The sequence below is a fragment of the Halomonas sp. TG39a genome, assembly GCF_000744395.1.
GTDB classification, from domain to species: Bacteria; Pseudomonadota; Gammaproteobacteria; order Pseudomonadales; family Halomonadaceae; genus Vreelandella; species Vreelandella ventosae_B.
The window spans coordinates 3,952,929-3,973,387 of sequence record NZ_JQLV01000001.1 but is presented as its reverse complement, the minus strand read 5'-3'; the positions used below and the strand labels follow the sequence as shown (position 1 = coordinate 3,973,387).

Below are 20,459 nucleotides of genomic sequence, written 5' to 3'. Positions count from 1 at the left end.
TTGACCCTCCTCAGCCCGTGACCTGTTTACTGTGTGTTCGAATCCGATGCGTCATCGACTTCAAACCAGGGCGCACGGGCAGTCATGATCAGTGCCGCTGCGCGCGCTTCGTCCAACTCCTCGATATCGACCAGATCGTCGACAGACTGCTCGGCGAGATCTTCCATGGTAACGATGCCGCGACTGGCCAGAATGAAGGCCAGGTGGCGCTCCATGCCATCCATCTCCAGCAGATCTGCTGCTGGCTGGGCACCGTCTAGCGCTTCTTCCGTGGCAATGGCCATCGTCAGCAGCTCGTCTTTCGCACGTGCACGAAGCGCTTCGACTAAATCTTCATCGAACTCTTCGATTTCGAGCATCTCTTCCATCGGCACGTAGGCGACTTCTTCCAGGGTAGTGAACCCCTCATCCACCAACAGGCGAGCGACATCTTCATCCACATCGAGGTGCTGGATAAAAGAGTCCACCAGGCTATCAATCTCTTGATCGCGCTTAGACTCCGCTTCCTCTTCGGTCATGACATTAATGCGCCAGCCGGTAAGTTCAGAAGCCAAACGCACGTTCTGACCGCTCCGACCAATCGCCTGAGCAAGGTTATCCTGCGCCACGGCCACATCCATTGCGTGGGCATCCTCGTCCACAAGGATAGACCCAACATCGGCAGGTGCCATGGCGTTAATCACCAACTGGGCGGGATTGTCATCCCACAGCACGATATCAACGCGTTCGTTTTGCAGCTCCGAAGAGACCGCTTGAACGCGTGAACCGCGCATACCCACACAGGCACCGACCGGGTCGATGCGGCGATCATTGGTTTTTACCGCAATTTTGGCCCGTGAACCGGGGTCACGCGCAGCACCTTTGATCTCAATCAACTGCTCTGCGATCTCTGGCACTTCAATTTTGAACAGCTCGATGATCAGCTCGGGGCACGTCCGCGATAGCTGAAGCTGGGCACCGCGTGCGTCTGGGTCTACCTTGACCAACAGGGCACGTACCCGCTCGTTCATGCGGTAACGCTCACCGTGAATCATTTCATTGCGCGGCAAAAACGCCTCAGCGTTTTCGCCCAAATCAATGATCAGGCCGTCGCGAGTGGTCTTTTTAACGATGCCCGCTACCAGTTCGCCTTCGCGATCAGCATATTGGCGCACCACTTCTGCCCGCTCAGCTTCACGTACTTTCTGTACGATCACCTGCTTAGCGGTTTGCGCCGCAATACGACCGAACGACGCATTTTCGATGCTTTTTTCCACCACATCGCCTAATTTAAGCGGCGGATCACGCTGCTCGGCGATGCTTTCTTTGATTTCGTAGTCGGGCGTTTCGAATTCGTCATCTTCGACGACCGTCCAGGTGCGGAACGTTTCATATTCCCCAGTACGACGGTCAATATGCACGCGCACATTGGCTTCTTCTTTTTCAAAACGCTTACGTGACGCGCTCGCAAGAGCGGCTTCGACCGCTTCGAAGATGACATCACGCGGGACGCCCTTCTCATTGGAGATCGCGTCAACGACCATTAAAATTTCTTTACTCATGCGTATGCCTCGCCAGAAAACCTATCCTTATGTGCATCACCCCGGCAGCCTGCCGGCAGCGCCGCCACCCGGTCAATCGTCGAACTGCGGTACAATGTGAGCAGAATCAATACTCTCAATTGGAAAGCAGTACTCTTCGCCATCCAGTTGTAGCAGCACTTCATCCCCCTCAACACCGACCAAAAGCCCTTGATACTTGCGCCGCCCGTCAAAGGCAGTGCGCAGTTTCAGCGCGACGTGATGACCTTGAAAGCGGGTAAACTGATCCAGGGAATACAAGGGACGTGCCATGCCTGGCGAGGAGACTTCCAACCGATACTCACCGGCAATGGGGTCTTCTACATCCATAACAGCACTGACTTGGCGGCTAATATCTGCGCAGTCTTCCACGCTAACGCCACTTTCGCGCTCAATATAGATCACCAGCCGCGAATTTTTGCCCTGGGAAAGATGGTCGATGCCCCATAGTTCAAAGCCCATGGCAGCAACAACAGGTTCGATCAGCGCGTGAAGCGCAGCGTGTTTAGTGGCCACAGACAAAGCTCCTATAGCCGTTGCATCAGGCACCTGGCCAGGAGTTATTAGAAAAGCTAGGTGGCTGATTGGCGTTACTCGGGAATGTGTCTCCGCTTATCCGGACGACATCCGCTATTAAGATATTCTTGCTACTCAAAAGCTGCTAACAAAAAGCCCCTTCACTGGAAGGGGCTTTTTAAAAGAAACCTTGTGTACCATTTCTTAAGTACTACTTCCAGTACCGTCTTAGCAACATGTAACAGGCTAAGCCTAGCATGACCGTTATTTTTCAATATATCTTAAAAATAACAAGCCAACACATGCCACTAGAAAATGGTAGCGGGGACCGGATTTGAACCGATGACCTTCGGGTTATGAGCCCGACGAGCTACCAGACTGCTCCACCCCGCATCAATCTAGGTCGACGATAATAGACACTAAAGCCACTTACGTCAAGAACTACTTGCTTCAAGAACGACTTACTGAAAAAAGCCACCTACTTAAAGCTGTTTTTTCGCCTCAGCTGCCAACGCTGGCCTACTGGTAACAAAAGAACATTCTGGGAAGCTGGCAAGCCAGCAAAACAGATGGTGCCGAAGGCGGGACTTGAACCCGCACGACCATACGGTCACTACCCCCTCAAGATAGCGTGTCTACCAATTCCACCACTTCGGCATCAGGGGAGGCTAAAGAAACTCTTTCTGTCTAAACAACGAGCACTACTTACTCGCTGCTTTCCTCTAGCACTGGCGCGGCATTATCCACGTCCGCAGGCCTGTCGTCAAGCGTTGGAACGCTTTGCTGCTGCTCGATCAGGCGCGAATCGGGAATACCCGCTTCTGGCGCCTGACCCGCTTGGGTAGCAAAGTAAGCTAGCGCCATTGAAGTGGCGAAGAAGCCCGCCGCCAAAATGCCGGTGGTGCGCGACAAAAAGTTACCGCTGCCCCGTGAACCAAACACGGTCTGTGATGCACCACCCCCGAAAGCCGCGCCGGCTTCGGCACCTTTACCCTGCTGAAGCAGGATGAGTACCACCAGGGCGACCGCAATCACCACATGAATCATAAGAATTGCAACTTGCATGGCGTTATCCTGCTGACTGACAAATGGCATAAAAATCATCGATCTTGAGTGAGGCTCCGCCCACTAGACCGCCGTCGATATCTGGCTGAGCGAGCAGCTCAGCCGCATTGCTTGCGTTCATACTGCCGCCGTAAAGCAAACGCAGTTGCTCGGCGAGCCCCTTATCGAAACCCGCCTGGTAGGCACGAATGCCTGCCATAACGTCCTGGGCCTGCTCAGGGCTAGCCGTACGGCCAGTGCCAATTGCCCAAACGGGCTCATAGGCAATAACAACCTGCTTGCGCTGATCAGGCTCTAAGCGGGACATGACATACCCCACTTGACGAAGCACCACTTCCATCGTGCGGCCTGCGTCACGCTCTTCTAGAGACTCACCCACACAGAGAATTGGCTTGAGCTCGACACTTAAGGCTGCCAAAAGACGCGCGAAAATTTGCTCATCGCTCTCTTTATAGAGCTGGCGTCGCTCGGAGTGCCCCACCAATACATAAGAGACCGCAAACTCTTTTAGCATACGGCCACTGACTTCACCGGTATGCGCCCCGGAGTGAATAGGGTTCAACGTTTGCGCGCCTAATGACAGCACCGTACCTTCAAACGCATGGCGCGCCGCATCCAAATAGGGGAACGGCGGAATAACCACGACATCCACGTTGGTTGGCGATACGGCGGCGGAGAAGGCCTGGCCGAATTCGTTAATCAGCGCCACGGAACCGTTCATTTTCCAGTTACCGGCAATTAAAGGCGTACGCATCGACTCTCCTCACTCAAGGTGGAGCGAAATGGTATAGGAGCGGCCTTGTCAAGACAACCGCTGTTATAACCACAAGCTGGGTTTACTAAACCAGTTTGCTGAACCGGTTTGCTTTCCCGGTTAGTTGAACACATTTAATTAAGTAGCGCCTGAACCTGACTGGCCAAGCCACGCGCCAATTGATCGACATCTAAATGGGCGCGCCCTTCCACCATCACACGAATGAGCGGCTCAGTCCCTGATGGGCGTAGCAACACTCGGCCCTCATCCCCTAACTCATGCTCTAGCGCCGCTACCGCCTGCTGAAGTGGTGCAGATGCCATGACGTCTTTGGCGCGGGTATCGGCGGGCAAGCGCACATTGACCAGTGCCTGGGGCACTTTTTCCAGCTCTTTTAACAGTGTCGGCAGGCTCTTCTGCTCGCGCATCATCAAGGCCAACACCTGCAGCGCGGAAACGATCCCATCCCCCGTGGTCTGCACATGCCCACATACAATATGCCCAGACGACTCACCACCCAGCTCCCAGCCATTGGCGGCCATGCGCTCCATCACAAAGCGGTCGCCCACTTTAGCGCGCTCAAAGGGAATCCCCAGCTTATCAAGCGCCATCGACAAGCCAAAGTTGGACATCAGCGTGCCCACTACGCCGCCTTGCAGCAACCCACGCTCGTGGCGATCGCGGGCAATCAGATAGAGAATATCGTCGCCGTCGACTTCGCGGCCATCGCCGTCTACCAGCAGCACGCGGTCACCATCGCCGTCAAAGGCGATTCCTAAATCAGCATTTTGCTGGATCACCGCAGCACGCAGCGCGGCGGGATGGGTTGAGCCCACCTGCTGGTTAATATTTAACCCATCCGGCGAGGCGCCAATGGTGGTAACGTCAGCTCCCAGCTCGCGAAACACATTGGGTGCGATATGGTAAGTAGCGCCGTGAGCACAATCCAGCACGATTTTGAGGCCATGCAGACTAAGCCGATCAGGCAGTGTCGATTTGCAAAACTCGATGTAACGGCCTGCAGCGTCATCAATACGGGTTGCTTTACCCAACTGGGCAGCTTCCGCGGTGGTCAGCGGCGCCTCTAGCATCGTCTCGATACGGTCTTCTGTCTCATCGGGGAGTTTCTTGCCCTCGGCAGAGAAAAACTTGATGCCGTTATCGTCAAACGGGTTATGCGATGCCGAGATGACAATCCCCGCGTCGGCACGGAAGGTGCGCGTTAAGTAGGCAATTCCTGGCGTGGGCATGGGTCCCAGCAGGGATACATCGACACCCGCCGCGGAAAGCCCTGCCTCTAAGGCGGATTCAAACATATAGCCAGAGATCCGGGTATCTTTGCCGATCAGCACCCGCGTTCGCCCTTTATCCCGGCGCAGCACCTGACCCGCCGCCCAACCCAGCTTGAGCATAAAATCAGCCGTAATGGGTGATTTACCCACCGTGCCGCGGATGCCATCCGTCCCGAAATAGCGTCTTGTCATGCGTCAAACTCCTTGTTTAGCGGCGGCTCGCAGCCTTCTTGTAGTACCGCCCACGCCATATTGACTGCATCAACCGTGGCAGCCACATCATGCACACGCAGAATATTCGCGCCACGCTCCACCGCCATGGCAGCGAGCGCTAAACCACCGCAGAGGCGCTCCTCCACCGGACGGCCCAGCACCTTGCCAATCATGCTTTTGCGTGACATACCCACCAGCAAGGGAAGCTCCAGTGCTTGTAGCGTTTGCATATATTTGAGTAAGCGTAGATTGTGTTCAACGGTTTTGCCGAAGCCAAAGCCGGGGTCAATCAAGAGACGATTGCGGCGCAGACCGGCCGCCTCGCACTCGGCCACCCGGCGCGCCAGATAGTCCGCCACCTCTTCTTCGATGGGGCGCTGATAGGCGGGCGATTGCTGCATATCCTGCGGCTCACCCTGGCGATGCATCAGGCAAACAGGCAGGCCACTGCCCACCGCGGCCAACAGCGCGCCTTCCCGTTCAAGGGCGCGCACATCGTTAATCATTCCAGCCCCCAGCTCACTCGCCTCGCGTATGACGGTCGGGCAGCTCGTATCGACCGACACCAACGCATCCAGCTCGCGCACCAGGACTTCCACCACCGGCGCCACTCGATCCAACTCTTCTTGCGGGCTGACCGGGGTAGCCCCTGGACGGGTCGATTCGCCGCCCACGTCAATCATCGCCGCCCCTTCGGCCAGCATCCGTTCACCGTGGCGCAAAGCATCATCCAATGCCACGTGCTGCCCACCATCGGAAAAAGAGTCCGGCGTCACATTGAGAATGCCCATCACCCGGGGAAAGGAGAGATCCAGCAGATGACGCCCACAGCGCAGTTGGAAAGCATTGTCAGCGTTTTGCGTAGAGGACGTGTCCAGAATTGATTTCATGCTGCAGCCTGGTCAAGAAAAGAAACATTGCAGTGCTATGTACATAGCATATCAAAAAAGGCGCCCCTTGACGGGGCGCCTTCGGCTCATACGAGGGGTGAACTATCTAGTCATTCACTAGGGGCCTGCAGGGCCGCCTAGCGGGTCTGAAGGGCGGCGACGCGGCTCGTCGTCATCCTCTTCACCATTGTCTCCAGAATCACCGCCTCCAGAAGCATCACCATCTGAAGCGTTGGAAGAAGCGTCGTCTTCGGCCTTCACCTGGGGCTTGTCATCGTTGACAGGCGTACCGCCACCGGATGAGTCACCGTCGTCCCAGCCTTCCGGCGGACGCGGATCACGACCTTCCATGATGTCCTTCAACTGCGTGGCATCAATGGTCTCGTACTTCATCAAGGCCTCGGCCATGGCATCCAGCTTATCGCGATTATCGGTCAGGATTTGGCGTGCCTGCTCGTAGCAATCGTCGATGATTTTGCGGACTTCCTTATCAAGGCGCGTAGTGGTGTCGCCCGACTTCATCTTACCGCCACCCTGACCCGGACCGCCGAGGAACTGATGAGACTCATCCTCGTCGTACATGATCGGGCCCATTTCGTCCGACAAGCCCCACTTAGCAACCATGTTGTGAGCCAGCTCAGTAGCACGCTTGATGTCGTTGGAGGCACCCGTGGTCACGCCGTTCGGGCCTAACGTCATCTCTTCGGCAATACGGCCACCAAACAGCGAGCAGATTTGCCCCAGAATTTGCTGACGAGAGAGGCTGTAGCGATCCTCTTCCGGCAGGAACATCGTGACACCCAGCGCACGACCCCGCGGGATAATCGTTACCTTGTAAACCGGGTCATGAGAAGGCACGACCAAACCGATAATGGCGTGACCCGACTCATGGTAAGCCGTGTTGAGCTTCTCTTTGTCGGTCATGACCATCGATTTGCGCTCAGCGCCCATCATGATCTTATCCTTCGCCAGCTCAAGCTCTTCCATGCTGACCAGGCGCTTATTGCGACGGGCTGCAAACAATGCCGATTCGTTAACCAGATTGGCCAAATCAGCACCGGAGAAGCCTGGCGTACCGCGCGCAATCAACTGCGGCTTTACGTCATCCGCCAGCGGCACTTTGCGCAAGTGAACGCCCAAAATGTGCTCGCGACCACGAATATCTGGCAAGCCAACCGTGACCTGGCGGTCAAAACGGCCCGGACGCATCAACGCTGGGTCGAGTACGTCAGGACGGTTGGTCGCGGCGATAACAATGACGCCTTCGTTGGCTTCAAAGCCATCCATCTCGACCAGTAGTTGGTTCAACGTCTGTTCGCGCTCGTCGTTACCACCACCCATACCGGTGCCACGCGAGCGACCCACGGCGTCAATCTCATCGATAAAGATAATGCACGGCGCCTGCTTCTTGGCCTGTTCGAACATGTCGCGCACACGGGATGCACCGACACCAACAAACATTTCAACGAAATCAGAACCGGAAATCGAGAAGAACGGCACTTTAGCTTCGCCCGCAATCGACTTGGCCAACAGCGTTTTACCGGTACCCGGCGGACCCACCATCAAGACGCCGCGGGGGATGGTGCCACCCAAGCGCTGAAATTTGGTTGGGTCGCGCAGGAAGTCGACCAGCTCTTCGACTTCTTCCTTGGCCTCATCACAGCCCGCCACGTCGGCAAAGGTTGTTTTGATCTGATCTTGAGAGAGTAGCTTGGCCTTCGATTTACCAAAGCTCATCGGGCCGCCTTTACCACCACCGGCTCCGCCCTGCATTTGGCGCATGAAGAACATGAAGATGCCCAAAATCAGCAGAATCGGGAAGCTGGCGATCAGCAGCCGCGTCCAGATACTTTGCTGTTCTGGCTCTTTGCCCACTACCGTCACATTGTTGCTCAACAGATCGTCCATCAGCTTCGGATCTTCCGCCGAGGGGCGGATCGTCTGAAACTGAGAGCCATCCGAGCGCTCACCCGTGATGGTGTAGCCATCAATGGTCACGCTACGCACCTGTTGATTTTGCACCTGCTGCACAAACTGGGAATAGTTTGTGTTTTGCGGTGCACTTTCGGTACTGAAATTGTTGAACACTGTCAGTAGGACGGCCGCGATGACCAACCACAGAATCAGGTTCTTCGCCATATCGTTCAAGGGGCTACCCTCATTACAAGAATCTGTCAGTTAAAGCCTGCTGCTTAATAATTCCTTTTACTAGGACATTACATCAGCATCAAGCGTTCAACCATTGCCAAAGCGTCTTATGCCTCGGGCCATCTGTGTCACGCGCACTTATGGCGACTAATGTGACACACGTTGCGCTTGCCTGTCTGGCAATCGCGATGATAAATCTTGGCTATGAACCACGCGGTCAATATCTAACCACACGGACGTTCTATGTCGCGAATAGCTATTTTTGAATAACTACCCACGAAACCCCTCTGCCAGAAAATAGACTTCACGGGAGCGTGCCCGCGAGGCATCCGGCTTACGAGTCACCACTTTGCTAAAGCTGCCACGCAACTCTTTCAAGTAGGCGTCAAACCCTTCCCCCTGGAATACTTTAGCTAAAAATCGACCACCAGGTGACAACGTTTCGCGCGCGAGTTCTAACGCAAGCTCCACTAAATACATCGCCTGAGGCTGATCAATCGCCGCCATACCACTCATATTGGGGGCCATATCCGACATCACAAGGTCTACACGGCGATTATCCAGGCGTTTTAGTATCGCCTCCAGCACCGCCTCCTCAGTGAAATCGCCCTGGATAAAGTCCACGCCGGCCAGCGCATCCATCTCTAGAATATCAGAGGCAATGACCACACCTTCTGGACCCACCCGCTCCGCAGCGATTTGACTCCACCCGCCAGGCGCTGCGCCCAGATCAATCACCGTCATACCCGGACGCAGCAGTTTATCCTTTTCATCCAACTCGATCAGCTTATAGCTAGCGCGGGAGCGGTAGCCATCTTGCCAGCTCTGCTTCACGTACTGGTCGTCGAAATGCTCCTTCTTCCAGTTATTGCTGGTCTTGCTGACGGAATGTTTTCGATTTGGGGGCTTTTGCTGCATGTAGGAATCTAACACTGGAATAAGAGATGGGCGCATTCACGCGATCGCTTTCACTCGGTGTCGTTTCACCGTAAGATGGAGCGTTAAGCGCTAACCGGGATACCGCAAGATACCATGAGCTTGTCACAGGCACAAAAGAAAGCATTTCGTAGCATTGGCCACCATCTTAATCCAGTGGTCACCGTTTCTGAGAACGGCGTCTCCGAAAATTTGCTCGCAGAACTTAACCGCGCACTCACCGATCACGAACTGATCAAAGTGAAACTCGCCCTTCCTGAGCGTGATGATCGCGCTGCCATCATCGCCGAACTGGTTGCTAACAGCCGTGCCGACCTTGTGCAAACCATTGGCAAAATGGCGCTACTGTACCGCAGAAACCCAAAGGTGAACCCGAAGCTTTCTAATGTTACCCGCTTTGAGAACCACCACGGCCGGTATTAACCGCACGCTGTTGCACTAAAACGCCCCTTCAACCGACTTAATGCAGGTCAATTGAAGGGGCGTTTTTTTATCACACGTACTCGACGCTACCTATTTCGTACTCGACGTCACCACCGGGGGTTTTGACCACCACGACATCACCCTCTTCTTTGCCAATTAAGGCACGGGCAATGGGGGAGGTAACCGAGATTCGCCCGGCTTTGATATCTGCTTCGTCTTCCCCGACGATGCGATACGTCACTTCTGCATCGTTTTCCAGGTTTATCAACGACACAGTGACACCAAAAATCACTTTGCCGGTTTTCGGCAACTTAGTGACATCAATCACCTGCGCGACGGAGAGTTTGCCTTCGATCTCCTGAATACGCCCTTCGATAAACCCTTGCTGCTCGCGAGCAGCGTGGTACTCAGCGTTCTCTTTTAGATCGCCGTGCTCACGCGCTTCGGCGATGGCCGCGATCACCTGCGGACGCGCTTCGCCTTTGAGATGATTCAACTCTTCGCGAAGACTTTTTTCTCCCGCAACCGTCATCGGGACCTTGTTCATTGACTTGCTCCTGCATGCAGATCCTGAAGGCGCCGCACCGTAATCTCCCTACCGTACTCAAGCGCCATGCAAACAGCATTAGCGCCCGCCAAGGTGGTCGCATAGGGCACCTTGCGCGCGAGAGCAGTACGGCGAATGACCGAAGAGTCGTTAATAGCCTGACGACCTTCAGTAGTGTTCACAATGTAGGCGATTTCGTCGTTCTTAAGCAGATCGACGATATGGGGACGACCTTCGTAGACTTTATTGACGCGCTCCACAGCGAGCCCGGCAGCTTCCAAAGCAGCTGCTGTTCCCTGTGTTGCACATAGCGTAAAGCCCAATGCTAACAGAGAACGACCCACTTCGATAATCCCTGCCTTGTCGGGTTCGCGTACAGAAAGAAACGCCTTACGCTCGCCGGTCAGCCCAGGGATCGCCTCGCCTGCCCCCAGCTGCGCCTTGAAGAAAGCTTCTGCAAAGGTGTCGCCAGAGCCCATCACTTCGCCGGTCGACTTCATTTCCGGCGAGAGAATCGGGTCAACCCCCTGGAATTTATTGAACGGGAACACCGCCTCTTTAACACTATAGAAGTGCGGCACGATTTCGCGCTCAAAGCCCTGCTCAGCCAGGGTTTTACCGGCCATGCAGCGGGCCGCAATCTGCGCCAGCGAGGTACCAATGCACTTGGACACAAAAGGCACGGTACGCGAAGCGCGCGGATTGACTTCAATGACGTAAATCTCGCCATCCTGCCAGGCAAGCTGCACGTTCATTAGGCCTTTAACGCCCAGCTCAACCGCCATCTGCTTAACCTGATGGCGCATTTCGTCCTGCACATCAGCGGGCAGCGAGTAAGGCGGCAGCGCACAGGCGGAGTCGCCGGAGTGAACGCCCGCTTGCTCTACGTGCTGCATGATGCCGCCGATCACTACCTGCTGACCATCCGACACCGCATCGATATCGATCTCGATCGCGGCACTCAAAAAGTGATCCAGCAGCACCGGTGAGTCGTTGGAGACTTTCACCGCGTGGGTCATGTAATTCTCAAGCTCGGAGGCGTCGTAGACGATCTCCATAGCCCGGCCACCCAGCACGTAGCTGGGGCGCACCACCAGCGGGTAGCCAATCGCCTCAGCTTTATCGAACGCTTCGGCAAAGCTACGCGCCGTGGCATTGGGCGGCTGCTTCAAGCCCAGCTTGTCGATCATCACCTGGAAGCGCTCACGATCTTCAGCGCGGTCGATAGCGTCCGGCGTGGTGCCAATGATCGGCACACCGGCTGCCTCTAGCTCGCGGGCCAGCTTTAGCGGCGTTTGGCCACCGAACTGAACGATCACGCCCACCGGCTTCTCTTTGTCAGCGATTTCGAGCACGTCTTCCAGCGTTACCGGCTCAAAATAGAGGCGATCAGAGGTGTCGTAGTCGGTAGAGACGGTTTCCGGGTTGCAGTTGACCATGATGGTTTCATAGCCGTCGTCGCGCATGGCGAAGGCAGCGTGAACGCAGCAGTAGTCAAACTCGATACCCTGGCCGATACGGTTGGGGCCACCACCCAGCACCATAATTTTCTGGCGGTCAGAGACATCCGCCTCGCACTCCTCTTCATAGGTGGAGTACATATAGGCGGTGTCTGAGGCAAACTCCGCGGCACAGGTATCAACGCGCTTATAAACCGGGCGAATACCAGCGGCCTGACGGGTTTCACGGAACGCTTTTTCGCTAATGCTAAGTAGCTTGGCCAGACGCGCATCGCCAAAGCCTTTGCGCTTGAGCTGATAGATCTCACGGGCAGAGAAGTCGGGCAATGAGCGCTTGGCGACGGCGTTTTCCGTCAGCACTAAATCTTCCAGCTGAACCAGGAACCAAGGATCAATATTGGTTAGCGCAAACACCTCATCAACGCTCATGCCCGAACGCATGGCATCAGCGATGTAGAAAATACGCTCGGCGCCCGCAGCCTGGAGCTCGCCCTGGATAATCGCCATATTGTCTGGCGTGAAATCGGTAATGATCGGATCGAGACCATCGTTACCGGTTTCCAGGCCGCGCAACGCCTTCTGCAGCGACTCTTGGAAAGTACGCCCAATCGCCATCACCTCGCCCACCGACTTCATCTGGGTGGTCAGGCGATCGTTGGCCTGGGGGAATTTCTCGAAGGTGAAGCGCGGAATTTTGGTAACCACGTAATCGATAGACGGCTCGAACGACGCCGGGGTACGCCCACCGGTAATATCGTTCTGCAGCTCATCCAGGGTATAGCCCACAGCCAGCTTGGCGGCGATTTTAGCGATCGGAAAACCAGTCGCCTTGGAGGCCAGCGCCGAGGAGCGCGATACCCGCGGGTTCATTTCGATAACGACTAAACGGCCAGTTTTGGGATCCATACCGAACTGGACGTTGGAGCCACCGGTCTCCACACCAATCTCGCGCAGAACCGCGAGGCTGGCGTCACGCATGATCTGATACTCTTTATCAGTCAGCGTTTGCGCCGGGGCCACGGTGATGGAGTCACCGGTGTGCACCCCCATGGGGTCGAAGTTTTCAATCGCGCAGACGATGATGCAGTTGTCGTTTTTATCGCGCACAACTTCCATCTCGTACTCTTTCCAACCCAGCAGCGACTCATCGATCAGCAGCTCGTGGTTGTTGGAGAGCTCAAACCCGCGGGTACAGATCTCTTCAAACTCTTCCTTGTTGTACGCCACACCGCCGCCGGAGCCGCCCATGGTGTAGGAAGGACGAATAATGGTCGGAAAACCCAGTTCAGCCTGGATCTCCCAAGCCTCATCCATGGTGTGCGCCACTTTCGCTTTCGGGCATTCCAAACCAATGCGCTTCATGGCCTGATCGAACAGGTCGCGGTCTTCGGCCATGTTAATCGCATCGGCGTTGGCACCGATCATCTCCACGCCGTACTTCTCCAGCACGCCGTGCTTTTCAAGCTCGAGGGCGCAGTTCAGCGCCGTCTGGCCGCCCATCGTCGGCAGGATAGCGTCGGGACGCTCGGCCTCGATGATCTTCTCTACCGTCTGCCAGGTAATCGGTTCGATATAAGTGGCATCGGCCATGGCCGGGTCGGTCATGATGGTGGCGGGGTTGGAGTTAACCAACACAACCCGGTAACCCTCTTCACGCAGCGCTTTACACGCCTGGGCGCCAGAGTAGTCAAATTCGCAGGCCTGGCCGATCACAATCGGGCCAGCGCCAATGATCAAAATAGTGTTGATGTCGGTACGCTTAGGCATAACGGTTCCCGCAAAAAATGGTGACGATGAGCGACAAAAGACGGCGATACAGGGCTGAGCGCGTTAGCGACGCGTCTGCATCATTGCAACAAAGCGATCAAACAGCGGCGCCACGTCACGCGGGCCGGGGCTCGCTTCCGGGTGGCCTTGAAAGCTGAACGCCGGTCGGTCGGTGAGCTCGATCCCTTGCAAAGTGCCGTCGAACAGCGAGCGGTGCGTGGCACGAACGTTGGCCGGCAACGTTGCTTCATCCGCCGCAAAGCCGTGGTTCTGGCTGGTGATCATCACCGTGCCGGTATCCAGATCCTGCACTGGGTGGTTGGCACCGTGGTGGCCGTGGCTCATTTTGACCGTCTTCGCACCGGAAGCGAGCGCCAGCAGTTGATGGCCCAAGCAGATACCGAATACCGGAATATCGGTTTTCAGCACCTCTTGAATCGCCTTGATGGCGTAGTCACAGGGCTCTGGGTCGCCTGGGCCGTTGGCCAGGAAAACGCCATCCGGGTTCATCGCCAGCACCTCAGCAGCAGGCGTTTGCGCGGGCACTACCGTCAAACGGCAGCCGCGCGCGGCCAGCATGCGCAGAATGTTGAACTTCACCCCGTAGTCGTACGCCACCACGTGGTAGGGGCGCTCGCTTTTAGACGCATCTGCATAGCCTTCACCTAGCGTCCATTCGCCTTCTGACCACTCGTAGGACTCCTTACACGACACCTCTTTGGCCAGATCCATCCCCTTCAGGCCAGGGAAAGCCTTGGCGGCTTCCAGCGCCCGCGCCACTGCATCTTCGCCTTCGGCATCAGCGCCCGCCAAAATCGCCCCGTTCTGCGCACCTTTGTCACGCAAAATACGCGTTAGGCGGCGGGTGTCGATATCGGCAATGCCCAGCACGTTCTGGCTTTTCAGGTAGTCCGACAGCGACTGCTCAGAACGGAAGCTGCTGGCCATCAGCGGCAAATCGCGAATCACCAAGCCCGCGGCGGCAATCGACGCTGATTCGACGTCCTCGGCGTTAACGCCGGTATTGCCAATATGGGGATAAGTGAGGGTCACGATCTGGCGGGTGTAGGAGGGGTCAGTAAGGATTTCTTGATAACCGGTCATGGCCGTATTGAATACCACCTCGCCGCTGGTTAATCCGTCCGCGCCAATGGCGATGCCGTGGAACACACTGCCATCTTCCAGGGCCAGTATTGCGGGTTTGCTCAATGCGGGGTTATTCAAAACAAGTCCTCCCATGCTGGTGGGAGCCTGTGGGGCGCAGGCTCAGCAATTTCTTGATTAATCCACGGCCTCATCATCAAACGATTCGTTATCAATAATGAGGTCGTAAAAAAGCGGGACGAAGCCGATAAAAAAGAATCGGTTTCATCCCGCTTGTTGTTCGATGCCTTCTGAGCCGCTGGCACAACCTAAAACTGGCTAGCGGACTCGGGGCAGGCTTTGGGCTGGCCAACGCAACAAGCGCGCCGTCTAAGGTCTGTAAGTCAGAGCTTCTAAGCCACCCGGCCAAAATTTTTGAAATGTTACAGGAATTCTTGGCCTAAGACTACCCCTTAATGACCGGGCTGTTCTAGCATGAGTGATCGCTTAATCCAGACCCAACACATCCTGCATATCGTAACGGCCGTTCTCTTTACCCGCGACCCAGCGCGCAGCGCGTACAGCACCTTTGGCAAAGGTCATGCGGCTGGAGGCTTTATGGGTGATTTCGATGCGCTCGCCTTCGGTGGCAAACATCACCGTGTGTTCGCCAACGATATCCCCCGCACGCACGGTGGCAAAACCGATCTCTTTATCGCTGCGCGGGCCGCACTGCCCTACTCGTTCGAACACGCCGTGCTCTTTCAGGTTACGGCCCAGGCTATCGGCGATGACTTCGCCCATTTTGATCGCGGTGCCGGAAGGCGCATCAACCTTATGGCGGTGGTGGGACTCGATCACTTCAATATCGTAGCCTTCATCGCCCAACGCTTTGGCAGCGGTTTCAAGCAGCTTCAGGGTTAAATTAACCCCGACGCTCATATTGGGCGCGAACACCATGGCCACCTTATCGCGGTAGCTATCAAGCTGGGCCAGCTCATCATCGCTCATACCGGTAGTGCCAATCACAATACGCTTACCGTGCTCAGCGCAGAACGCCAGATTACCCAGCGTGACCTGCGGAGCAGTGAAGTCGATCAACACATCAAAGTCATCGACAATCGACGCCAGGGAATCTACTGCGACAACGCCGCGCTTACCTACCCCGGCAAGTTCGCCAATGTCAGCGCCCGATAAGGAGCTGCCTGGCTCCACAATCCCACCGGCTAGCGTCGCCTCAGCCTCTTGCTCTACAGCATTTACCAACGTCCGGCCCATGCGGCCAGCCACGCCTACAATGGCAATTCGGGTCATGCGAACTCCTGCGCTCTGCGTTTCGGTGCATAAGATTTATGTTTTCAAAATCAGCGCGATTATAGCAGACCCGTCGTGGTCTAGTTTTCCCAAACAATCGCCAGCTCTTCATCACCGGCCATACGCATAAGGTGGCGCTCGACTACCCCCTCCAATTCATCCAGATGCTCCTCTTCGAGGGTTTCCAGGGCTACTACCAATTTATCCGATTCAGCGACCATTAAGCAGGTGCCGGTGGCAAAGGTAATGGTAGCTTGCTGATCACTCTGCTCGACCTCCAACTTATGCGCCCAGTGTTTGCACAGGCGATTGATTAAATGCTCGGCGGAAGGCGTGGCAATTTCAACACGAGATAAAGGCATAGCGGCCTCTCCATAAATGTAAGTACTTGCTAACTAAAAAAGCTACAACAACACAATTGCCGTTTAGAGCCCAATACGCGAAGCCGTCGCCGAAGAATAAATGGCAAAAACAAAGCGTAGCATGTGAACCATTCAGCGCGGCACCCCAGTGATGCCGCCTAAACGCTAATCAGTTACAATAGCAATTGCATCTCTGTGCTATCAAAGCGTTACTGCGCATCAGTGACGCCAGACCTGTTAATCAATATTGACCAACGAGTTTAAAAAATGCTCAGTTCTCCGCGCTTAAAAATCCTGTTTGGTACGCTTATCAGCTTTGCTTGCGGCGCCACTGCTATGGCTGACGCTATCACTGTTACCGATGTCGCTGGCCGCGAAATCTCTCTGGACGCCCCTGCCGAGCGGGTTATTTTAGGTGAAGGGCGGCAAATTTATCTGCTTGGGCTACTCGAACCGGAAGACCCTTTTGCCCATGTGGTCGGTTGGCGCGAAGACTTTTCTCAGGCGGACCCTGATAACTATGCCCGCTATCTAGAGCGCTTCCCAGAGATTGAAGCAATCCCCACCTTTGGCGGCTTTAAAGACGGCACCTTCGATGTAGAGCAGGCCGCCGCGCTGAACCCTGATGTGGTGCTGATGAACATCGAAGCTAAAGCCGCCACAGAAGACGCCGCCTACGACGACAAGTTGGCACAACTCGGCATTCCGATCATCTATGTGGATTTTCGTGAAGATCCGCTTGAGAACACCATCCCCTCCATGCGCATCATTGGCCAGATCATGGACGATGAAGCCGCGGCCGAAGCGTTTATCGAGTTTGCCGAGGCACAGCTGGCACGGGTAACCGACGTCATCGCCGAGGCCAATCCAGAGCGCCCCAGCGTGTTTATTGACCGGGCAGGCGGCTACTCCGACGAGTGCTGCATGAGCTTTGGCCCTGCCAACTTTGGCGATTATGTCACTCTGGCGGGCGGCCACAACATTGCTGAGAGGATTATTCCTAACAGCTTCGGCAACCTGAACCCTGAGCAGATTATTGCCGCCAACCCCGACCATGTGGTTGTTACCGGCGGCAACTGGGATGCCTACGTACCTGGCGGCGACTGGGTGGGTGTAGGGCCTGGTGCAGATATGCAAAGCGCTCACGCCAAGCTGGAAGCGCTGACCGAGCGCACCGCGATGACCGGCATTAAGGCCGTTGAATCTGGCAATTTCCACGCCATTTGGCACCAGTTTTACAACAGCCCCTACTACTTCGTGGCCGTGCAGCAGTTAGCCAAGTGGCTACACCCTGAGCTCTTTGCCGACCTAGACCCGGAAGCCACCATGGAAGAACTGCACGAACGCTTCCTGCCCATCGGCTATGAGCCCGGCTACTGGATATCGCTCCATGACGACTGATACGAGGATAACGGAAACGGAGGTCACAGAGCGCCTTTCACAGGGTCGCGCCTTCTACCATAGCCAGGTGTTCCGCCGCCAACTGATATTGGCGGCACTGGTGTTAGCGCTGTTTTTTAGCCTCTGCGTTGATCTGGCCCTCGGCCCCGCCCGCTACAGCCTGGGCGAAGTCATCGCGGCGCTATTCACGCCGGGCAGCGTTAGCCAGCAGGCGCGGGTGATTGTCTGGGAAATCCGCATGCCGGTGGCGCTGATGGCGCTCGTAGTGGGCGCCAGCCTGTCGGTGGCCGGGGCCCAGATGCAGACCATTCTGAGCAACCCTCTCGCTAGCCCGTTTACCCTGGGGATTTCCGCCGGGGCCAGTTTTGGTGCCGCTTTGGGTCTCGCCTTCGGGGTGGCGCTGGTGCCTGCCGCCATTGAGTTTGTGGTACCCATCAACGCCTTTGTAATGGCCATGTTCACCGCGTTTTTAATTCATGCCTTAAGCCTAAAGCGCGGCGTAACGGTAGAGACCATTGTGCTGCTCGGCATCGCCATGGTGTTTATCTTCAACTCATTGATGGCACTGATTCAGTTCTTTGCCAGCCAAGAGGCGGTATCCGCGGTAGTCTTCTGGACCATGGGCAGCTTGACCAAAGCGACCTGGCCCAAGTTCTGGATCGCCCTTAGCATTCTCGCTTTGTCGATGCCGCTGCTTGCCCGGCACGGCTGGGCGCTGACTGCTATGCGCCTGGGCGATGCCAAAGCCGAAAGCATGGGCGTCAATCCCCGCGCGCTGCGCTTGGAAGTGCTGGTACTGGTGTCGCTACTCGCTGCTATCGCGGTAGCGTTTGTAGGCACCATTGGGTTTATTGGCTTGGTGGGGCCGCATATTGCGCGCATTTTGCTGGGTGAAGATCAGCGCTTCTTCCTGCCCGGTTCGGCACTGTGCGGCGCGCTCATCCTCTCCGTTGGCTCAGTTATCTCCAAGATCATTATCCCCGGCACTATCATCCCCATTGGCATCATCACTTCGCTGGTGGGCATTCCCTTCTTTCTATTTCTAGTGCTTAACCACAAGAAGGCCTCATGGTAACGCTACAACTGAACCGCGTATCCGCCCGCTATGGGCGGCGCCCTATTCTGCAAGAGATCACCACACCCTGCTTTCAAGGCGGGCAAGTCGTCGCGCTACTGGGCCCTAATGCAGCGGGTAAGTCGACGCTTTTTAGGCGCGTGTTAGGACTATTGAAAGGCGAAGGCGAGGTGATCATCAGCGGCACCAGCGCCGAGCGCCCAGTGGGCTATATGCCCCAGGACACCGGCGCCAAAGCGGTGCTCACGGTGTATGAATCGGTGCTTTTGGCGCGCATGCAGGGGCGTGGATTAAAAGTGCAGCCTGAGGATTTAGCCCAAGTGGATCGGGCGTTGGACGAGCTGGCGATCACGGCCCTTGGCGAGCGCGATATTGGTGACCTTAGCGGCGGCCAGCGCCAGTTGGTAAGCGCTGCCCAGGCCCTGGTGCAAGAGCCTGAGATTCTGATGCTGGACGAGCCCACTTCAGCACTCGACCTTAACCGGCAAATTAGTCTGTTGACGGTGCTGCGCCGGTTGGCCGACCAGCGCCAGATGCTGATTCTGGTGGCACTCCACGACCTGGGGCATGCGCTACGTTTCGCCGATGCCGCCATGCTGCTGGAAAATGGCCGCCTGATTGCCTGCGGCCCCACCGCTGAAGTGATTACGCCAGCACTGTTGCAGCAAGTATATAAAGTCACGGCCCGAATTGAGCCGTGCTCGAAAGGCCAGCCGCAGCTTATCGTCGAAGCAGCCATTTAGCCGTTAACCTAAGCCGTCGCCCTTCCATCGCCGCTAGCGCTACCCCGCTTAACATCAGCGGTAGCGCTAGCAGGAAACCACTGGAGACCGGTATGCCAAACAACACCCAGTCGGCGAGCACAGGCCACACCAGGGCAATATATTCAAAAGGCGCCAACCGCGACGCCTCGGCGTAGCGCAGCGCTAATGTCATCGCGATGTGGGCGGCGCCGCCAAACAGGCCCGAGAGCACCAACAGGGCAAACTCCGCCTGTGTGAGCGCGGCCCAACCCAGCGGGAGCGTGGCAAGCCCAGCCAGTGCTGCCACCACAATAAAGTAGAAGGCGATGGAGGCAGCACTCTCGGTGCGCGAAATACGTCTCACGGTCAGTAGCGCCCCCGCGGTTAACAGCGCACCCAGCGCTCCTAACGCGTACCCGGTTATTTGCCCATTGCTGGAACTGGCATTGAGCCCAGGCAAGATCAGCACTGCCACTCCAGCAATCGCCAATATTATGCCGCCAGCGCGGTAGAGCGAGAAACGCTCCCCCAACAGCAATATGCCACCTATCGCCATAAACACCGGTGTTAGCTGGGCTAATAGTGTCGCCTCGGCAACGGGTAGCAGTGCCACCGCCGCAAAGGAGGCAAACATCGCCGCCGCCCCCATCCCCGAGCGTAACGCATGCCCCAAGGGGCGCCGCGTAGCCAACCCCTGGGGGAACTCCCGCCGCAGCAACAGAAAAATCACGATAGGCAGCAGCGCAAACAATGAGCGAAAAAACACCGACTGCCCCACCGGCACTGCGTCGCTCACGGCTTTAATGCACACCAGCATGCCGGTAAACAGAGCGCCTGAGAGCACCCGGAGCAAGATGCCCTTTGTGGGCCTTTCCTGAAGGTTATCCATTGCGCGCAGCATCCCCAAACAG

Annotated in this window: 18 protein-coding genes and 2 tRNA genes; 4 read left to right on the top strand and 16 right to left on the bottom strand. The window is 56.2% G+C overall.

Translation table 11 applies throughout. The features are described 5' to 3' along the window. Nucleotides 1-26 precede the first annotated feature (26 nt). From nusA to rlmE, 10 genes are all read right to left on the bottom strand, one after another. A complete protein-coding gene (gene nusA, locus U738_RS17940) occupies nt 27-1,541 on the bottom strand; it encodes a transcription termination factor NusA (RefSeq protein WP_035582951.1) in 1,515 nt (504 codons plus the stop codon). Between the two features lie 72 nt (nt 1,542-1,613). After that, nucleotides 1,614-2,075 carry a ribosome maturation factor RimP gene (gene rimP / locus U738_RS17935; RefSeq protein WP_007111828.1) on the bottom strand — a complete coding sequence of 154 codons (462 nt, stop codon included), beginning with the start codon at nt 2,073-2,075 and terminating at the stop codon, nt 1,614-1,616. Nucleotides 2,076-2,391: 316 nt separating this feature from the next. After that, nucleotides 2,392-2,468: transfer RNA gene (locus U738_RS17930), tRNA-Met, on the bottom strand. 177 nt (nt 2,469-2,645) lie between these two features. Continuing rightward, nucleotides 2,646-2,732, bottom strand: a tRNA-Leu gene (locus tag U738_RS17925). A 48-nt stretch (nt 2,733-2,780) separates the two neighbouring features. Further along, complete coding sequence (gene secG / locus U738_RS17920) at nt 2,781-3,140, bottom strand: preprotein translocase subunit SecG (protein ID WP_035582950.1); 360 nt, start codon at nt 3,138-3,140, stop codon at nt 2,781-2,783. 4 nt (nt 3,141-3,144) lie between these two features. Then, nucleotides 3,145-3,894 (bottom strand): triose-phosphate isomerase, encoded by a 750-nt coding sequence (gene tpiA / locus U738_RS17915; RefSeq protein ID WP_035582946.1) that lies wholly within the window; start codon nt 3,892-3,894, stop codon nt 3,145-3,147. 134 nt (nt 3,895-4,028) lie between these two features. Next, complete coding sequence (gene glmM / locus U738_RS17910; protein WP_035582945.1) at nt 4,029-5,378, bottom strand: phosphoglucosamine mutase; 1,350 nt, start codon at nt 5,376-5,378, stop codon at nt 4,029-4,031. Next, nucleotides 5,375-6,289, bottom strand: a complete 915-nt coding sequence (gene folP / locus U738_RS17905; protein ID WP_035582944.1) for a dihydropteroate synthase — start codon at nt 6,287-6,289, stop codon at nt 5,375-5,377. Before folP ends, glmM begins: the two co-directional genes overlap by 4 nt. A 117-nt stretch (nt 6,290-6,406) precedes the next feature. Further along, nucleotides 6,407-8,437 (bottom strand): ATP-dependent zinc metalloprotease FtsH, encoded by a 2,031-nt coding sequence (gene ftsH / locus U738_RS17900; RefSeq protein WP_035582942.1) that lies wholly within the window; start codon nt 8,435-8,437, stop codon nt 6,407-6,409. A 270-nt stretch (nt 8,438-8,707) separates the two neighbouring features. After that, nucleotides 8,708-9,355, bottom strand: coding sequence for a 23S rRNA (uridine(2552)-2'-O)-methyltransferase RlmE (gene rlmE, locus U738_RS17895; RefSeq protein WP_035582941.1), 648 nt, complete (start codon nt 9,353-9,355; stop codon nt 8,708-8,710). Nucleotides 9,356-9,469: 114 nt separating this feature from the next. Here rlmE and yhbY point away from each other — a divergent pair, with 114 nt between their 5' ends. Further along, on the top strand, nt 9,470-9,796 hold the full coding sequence (gene yhbY, locus U738_RS17890; RefSeq protein ID WP_035582940.1) for a ribosome assembly RNA-binding protein YhbY: 327 nt from the start codon (nt 9,470-9,472) through the stop codon (nt 9,794-9,796). A 70-nt stretch (nt 9,797-9,866) separates the two neighbouring features. On the opposite strand, the gene greA is transcribed toward yhbY, so the two are convergent. The 5 genes from greA to U738_RS17865 all read right to left on the bottom strand — a co-directional run bounded on the left by greA (nt 9,867) and on the right by U738_RS17865 (nt 16,329). Beyond that, nucleotides 9,867-10,343, bottom strand: a complete 477-nt coding sequence (greA, locus tag U738_RS17885) for a transcription elongation factor GreA (protein ID WP_035582939.1) — start codon at nt 10,341-10,343, stop codon at nt 9,867-9,869. After that, a complete protein-coding gene (gene carB, locus U738_RS17880) occupies nt 10,340-13,570 on the bottom strand; it encodes a carbamoyl-phosphate synthase large subunit (protein ID WP_035582938.1) in 3,231 nt (1,076 codons plus the stop codon). The genes greA and carB overlap by 4 nt, the downstream gene beginning before the upstream one ends. Before the next feature lie 63 nt (nt 13,571-13,633). Beyond that, the gene (gene carA / locus U738_RS17875; protein ID WP_197672020.1) at nt 13,634-14,779 is read right to left on the bottom strand and encodes a glutamine-hydrolyzing carbamoyl-phosphate synthase small subunit; all 1,146 of its coding nucleotides are present in this window, start codon (nt 14,777-14,779) and stop codon (nt 13,634-13,636) included. A 381-nt stretch (nt 14,780-15,160) separates the two neighbouring features. Further along, nucleotides 15,161-15,967: a 4-hydroxy-tetrahydrodipicolinate reductase gene (dapB, locus tag U738_RS17870; protein WP_035582932.1), complete on the bottom strand. Its 807-nt coding sequence runs from the start codon at nt 15,965-15,967 to the stop codon at nt 15,161-15,163. A gap of 80 nt (nt 15,968-16,047) precedes the next feature. Then, nucleotides 16,048-16,329, bottom strand: coding sequence for a DUF2218 domain-containing protein (locus U738_RS17865; protein ID WP_035582930.1), 282 nt, complete (start codon nt 16,327-16,329; stop codon nt 16,048-16,050). Between the two features lie 267 nt (nt 16,330-16,596). Here U738_RS17865 and U738_RS17860 point away from each other — a divergent pair, with 267 nt between their 5' ends. From U738_RS17860 to U738_RS17850, 3 genes are read left to right on the top strand one after another with little or no spacing between them, the layout of a single operon-like run. After that, nucleotides 16,597-17,730, top strand: a complete 1,134-nt coding sequence (locus U738_RS17860) for an ABC transporter substrate-binding protein (RefSeq protein WP_035582927.1) — start codon at nt 16,597-16,599, stop codon at nt 17,728-17,730. Then, complete coding sequence (locus tag U738_RS17855; protein WP_035539352.1) at nt 17,720-18,805, top strand: FecCD family ABC transporter permease; 1,086 nt, start codon at nt 17,720-17,722, stop codon at nt 18,803-18,805. Before U738_RS17860 ends, U738_RS17855 begins: the two co-directional genes overlap by 11 nt. Beyond that, entirely contained in the window at nt 18,799-19,548 is a 750-nt protein-coding gene (locus U738_RS17850) for an ABC transporter ATP-binding protein (protein WP_035582925.1), read from the top strand. Before U738_RS17855 ends, U738_RS17850 begins: the two co-directional genes overlap by 7 nt. Here the strand turns inward: U738_RS17850 and U738_RS17845 are convergent. After that, nucleotides 19,526-20,437, bottom strand: a complete 912-nt coding sequence (locus U738_RS17845) for a DMT family transporter (RefSeq protein WP_035582923.1) — start codon at nt 20,435-20,437, stop codon at nt 19,526-19,528. The two genes, U738_RS17850 and U738_RS17845, sit on opposite strands and share 23 nt — an antisense overlap. Between the last annotated feature and the right edge of the window lie 22 nt (nt 20,438-20,459).

Excerpts from the sequence above, each read along its gene's own strand:
- nusA (WP_035582951.1), bottom strand. The coding sequence starts at position 1,541 with ATGAGTAAAGAAATTTTAATGGTCGTTGACGCGATCTCCAATGAGAAG.
- secG (WP_035582950.1), bottom strand. The coding sequence starts at position 3,140 with ATGCAAGTTGCAATTCTTATGATTCATGTGGTGATTGCGGTCGCCCTG.
- tpiA (WP_035582946.1), bottom strand. The coding sequence starts at position 3,894 with ATGCGTACGCCTTTAATTGCCGGTAACTGGAAAATGAACGGTTCCGTG.
- glmM (WP_035582945.1), bottom strand. The coding sequence starts at position 5,378 with ATGACAAGACGCTATTTCGGGACGGATGGCATCCGCGGCACGGTGGGT.
- folP (WP_035582944.1), bottom strand. The coding sequence starts at position 6,289 with ATGAAATCAATTCTGGACACGTCCTCTACGCAAAACGCTGACAATGCT.
- rlmE (WP_035582941.1), bottom strand. The coding sequence starts at position 9,355 with ATGCAGCAAAAGCCCCCAAATCGAAAACATTCCGTCAGCAAGACCAGC.
- yhbY (WP_035582940.1), top strand. The coding sequence starts at position 9,470 with ATGAGCTTGTCACAGGCACAAAAGAAAGCATTTCGTAGCATTGGCCAC.
- greA (WP_035582939.1), bottom strand. The coding sequence starts at position 10,343 with ATGAACAAGGTCCCGATGACGGTTGCGGGAGAAAAAAGTCTTCGCGAA.
- carB (WP_035582938.1), bottom strand. The coding sequence starts at position 13,570 with ATGCCTAAGCGTACCGACATCAACACTATTTTGATCATTGGCGCTGGC.
- dapB (WP_035582932.1), bottom strand. The coding sequence starts at position 15,967 with ATGACCCGAATTGCCATTGTAGGCGTGGCTGGCCGCATGGGCCGGACG.
- U738_RS17865 (WP_035582930.1), bottom strand. The coding sequence starts at position 16,329 with ATGCCTTTATCTCGTGTTGAAATTGCCACGCCTTCCGCCGAGCATTTA.
- U738_RS17860 (WP_035582927.1), top strand. The coding sequence starts at position 16,597 with ATGCTCAGTTCTCCGCGCTTAAAAATCCTGTTTGGTACGCTTATCAGC.
- U738_RS17855 (WP_035539352.1), top strand. The coding sequence starts at position 17,720 with ATGACGACTGATACGAGGATAACGGAAACGGAGGTCACAGAGCGCCTT.
- U738_RS17850 (WP_035582925.1), top strand. The coding sequence starts at position 18,799 with ATGGTAACGCTACAACTGAACCGCGTATCCGCCCGCTATGGGCGGCGC.
- U738_RS17845 (WP_035582923.1), bottom strand. The coding sequence starts at position 20,437 with ATGGATAACCTTCAGGAAAGGCCCACAAAGGGCATCTTGCTCCGGGTG.